General features: G+C 29.3%; 3 protein-coding genes and 1 CRISPR repeat array. All 3 genes read left to right on the top strand.

What is annotated here, in order from left to right; all coding sequences use genetic code 11:
• Positions 1-270 precede the first annotated feature (270 nt).
• Genes cas2 through C8C76_RS12840 form a run of 3 tightly spaced genes read left to right on the top strand, consistent with a single transcriptional unit; the run spans position 271 to position 1868 of the window.
• Positions 271-561 (top strand): CRISPR-associated endonuclease Cas2, encoded by a 291-nt coding sequence (gene cas2, locus C8C76_RS12830; RefSeq protein WP_108142283.1) that lies wholly within the window; start codon positions 271-273, stop codon positions 559-561.
• 11 nt (positions 562-572) lie between these two features.
• Positions 573-1163 carry a CRISPR-associated protein Cas4 gene (cas4, locus tag C8C76_RS12835; RefSeq protein WP_108142285.1) on the top strand — a complete coding sequence of 197 codons (591 nt, stop codon included), beginning with the start codon at positions 573-575 and terminating at the stop codon, positions 1161-1163.
• Positions 1164-1178: 15 nt separating this feature from the next.
• Positions 1179-1868, top strand: a complete 690-nt coding sequence (locus C8C76_RS12840) for a CRISPR-associated endonuclease Cas6 (RefSeq protein ID WP_108142287.1) — start codon at positions 1179-1181, stop codon at positions 1866-1868.
• A 258-nt stretch (positions 1869-2126) separates the two neighbouring features.
• Positions 2127-2607: a CRISPR direct-repeat array (repeat unit 37 nt; unit sequence GTTCCAGTGACTGATCCACTAAAATAAGGATTGAAAC).
• Positions 2608-2665 lie beyond the last annotated feature (58 nt).

Genomic DNA, 2665 nt, shown 5'->3' on the forward strand with positions numbered 1-2665 from the left:
TAAATATTCTTCAGTTTGAATTAAATCTGTTGCAACCAGGTCTGGTAAATTCATTAAATCTGTGATAAACTTATTATGCATTTGCTTGACTCCTTCATTGAATTTTTGGTGTTGTAACTATTTAATTCAACGGAGCCAGGCAAATGCCTTTTTTATTTAGATATTTTTAGATTTACAGTTTTTTCTTCACAACATTAATTATACAACCATAATATTATTCAATTTGACTGTCATAACCTGGCTAATAGAATTATTGAGGAGGGAGATTAAATGCTTGTCTGGTGTATTTATGATATTGTTGAAGATAAAGTCCGCAAAAAAATTTCTGATAAAGCAATTGAACAGGGCTTATATAGAGTTCAAAAATCAGTTTTTGCTGGAAACATAGATAATAACTTACTGGATGAATTAATTGTTTATTCAGAGGATTTAATAAATCCGGATGATGATTCTGTCTATATTTTTCCAATGTGTCAGGAAGACTTTAAAAAAATTGAATTACTGGGGCAGGCATTTAATAAAGCCAAAGTTAATGATGAGCTGCAAAGTTTATTTAGTTAGGAGTTTTAAAAATGAGTGAAAACATTAGTCTGACTCCAAGTATAGTTATGGAATATTTATACTGTCCTCGTTTTATTTATTATATGCTTTATCTGAAAATATCTCAGCATGAGGGAAGAAGATATAAGGTCCAGCGGGGTAAAAGTTCTCATCAGAGAAAATTAAAAGTTAACAAATCTTATTTAAGAAAAAAGATTGGTGTTAAAGAAAAAATTCTGGATGAAAAGTTATATTCAAGAACATATAATATTCACGGTATAGTAGATGAAATTCTGTTTTTAGAAGATGGAACTGCCGCTTCTTTAGATTACAAATTTGCTAAATATAAAGAGAGGACTTTTTTAACTCATAAATATCAGGCAGCAATGTATTCTTTGATGATTAAAGATAACTACAATATAGAAGTAAAAAAAGCCTTTATTGTTTATATAAGAAGTAAGAGTAAATTGATAGAGATCGAAATAAAAGATGAAATATATAATGATTTGCAGATTATTTTAAATGAAATCATCAATATAATTCAAAAAGGATATTTTCCCAAAAGAACAAAATATATAAGTAGATGTCGAGACTGTACTTATAGAAACATTTGTATAAAATAGTCAGGAGGGGTTAGGGTGGAAATTAAGCTTACAAAATTAAGTTATGAATTAGAGGACGAGCTTCCTGTTAGGTATGGACACAAATTGCGAGGTTATTTTGCGAATAAATTTAAAGATGTTTTATTTCATCAGCACAAAAAAGATGGTAGTTTAAGGTATAAATATCCGTTGATCCAATATAAAATTATTGATAATAAGCCTTTAATAGTCGGTTTGGGTGAAGGAGCAGAAAAAATAATAAATCATTTTATGGATATTGATAAACTGCAATTTGAAGACGAAATATATAGTAATCCTGCAGGAAGATTAAATGTAGATCAAGAAGAGGTATTTATTAATAATAATTATGACATGCCGGCTTATAAATATAATTTTATTACTCCCTGGCTAGGATTGAGTCAAAAAAATTATAAAAAATATAGAAATAATTATCTTGATGCTTCTGCGAAAGAAAAAATGAAATTCTTAAAACGGTTAATTATTGGTAATATACTAAGTTTTGCTAAAGGGGTAGACTGGTGGATTGAAGAAGAAATAGTTGTAGAAGCAAAATTAGAGGAGGTGTCAGTTAAATTCAAAAATAAAGAGATGATTGGCTTTAAAGGTTATTTCTTCAGCAATATTTATCTACCTGAATTAATAGGATTAGGAAAATCTACTAGCAGAGGTTTTGGAACTATCAGTAGAGAAAAAATTCTTGATTAGGCTTGTTTTAAGACTAGAAATTTTATAAAATATAACTAAGAAAGAGTAAAAATTATAAATTCTGAGGCAAAATTATTTTTCTTGAAAAAACTGAACCTTGATAATCCAATAAATGGCAATTTGGTCAAAATGGTCAAAGTTGCGGGATTTGGTGTAAATTTAGATATTTTTCTAGATTTAATTGGGGATAAACCCTTTAAAAAATTCTAGGAGAAGTGCTTTAATGACTGTTATAAAAGTTAATTTAAACTATATCGGGTTCCAGTGACTGATCCACTAAAATAAGGATTGAAACTTATTATAGGATTATACTTGACAAACCTTGAAATTGTTCCAGTGACTGATCCACTAAAATAAGGATTGAAACTTTCACTCTCTCCCTCATAATCTAATAGAGTGCAAGTTCCAGTGACTGATCCACTAAAATAAGGATTGAAACCCAACGTCAATATCATAGAAAGTTTTATTATACTCAGTTCCAGTGACTGATCCACTAAAATAAGGATTGAAACATAGTTATCCACTCATCTCTGTTAGGTTCTTTCGAGGTTCCAGTGACTGATCCACTAAAATAAGGATTGAAACTTTGTTTTTCTAATTCTTTATAATTAATATTTAATAATCTTAAAGTTCCAGTGACTGATCCACTAAAATAAGGATTGAAACCCTCCTCTCATATCCATTACTGCTCCTATTTCTCCAGTTCCAGTGACTGATCCACTAAAATAAGGATTGAAACTAAGTACTTATTGTATTCCATTTAAGGTCTTAAGGGTTCCAGTGACTGATCCACTAAA

The organism is Halanaerobium saccharolyticum (assembly GCF_003053565.1).
Lineage (GTDB): Bacteria > Bacillota > Halanaerobiia > Halanaerobiales > Halanaerobiaceae > Halanaerobium > Halanaerobium saccharolyticum_B.

What these genes read in the sequence shown, in the direction of transcription:
- cas2 (WP_108142283.1), top strand. Translation starts at nt 271, where the DNA reads ATGCTTGTCTGGTGTATTTATGATATTGTTGAAGATAAAGTCCGCAAA.
- cas4 (WP_108142285.1), top strand. Translation starts at nt 573, where the DNA reads ATGAGTGAAAACATTAGTCTGACTCCAAGTATAGTTATGGAATATTTA.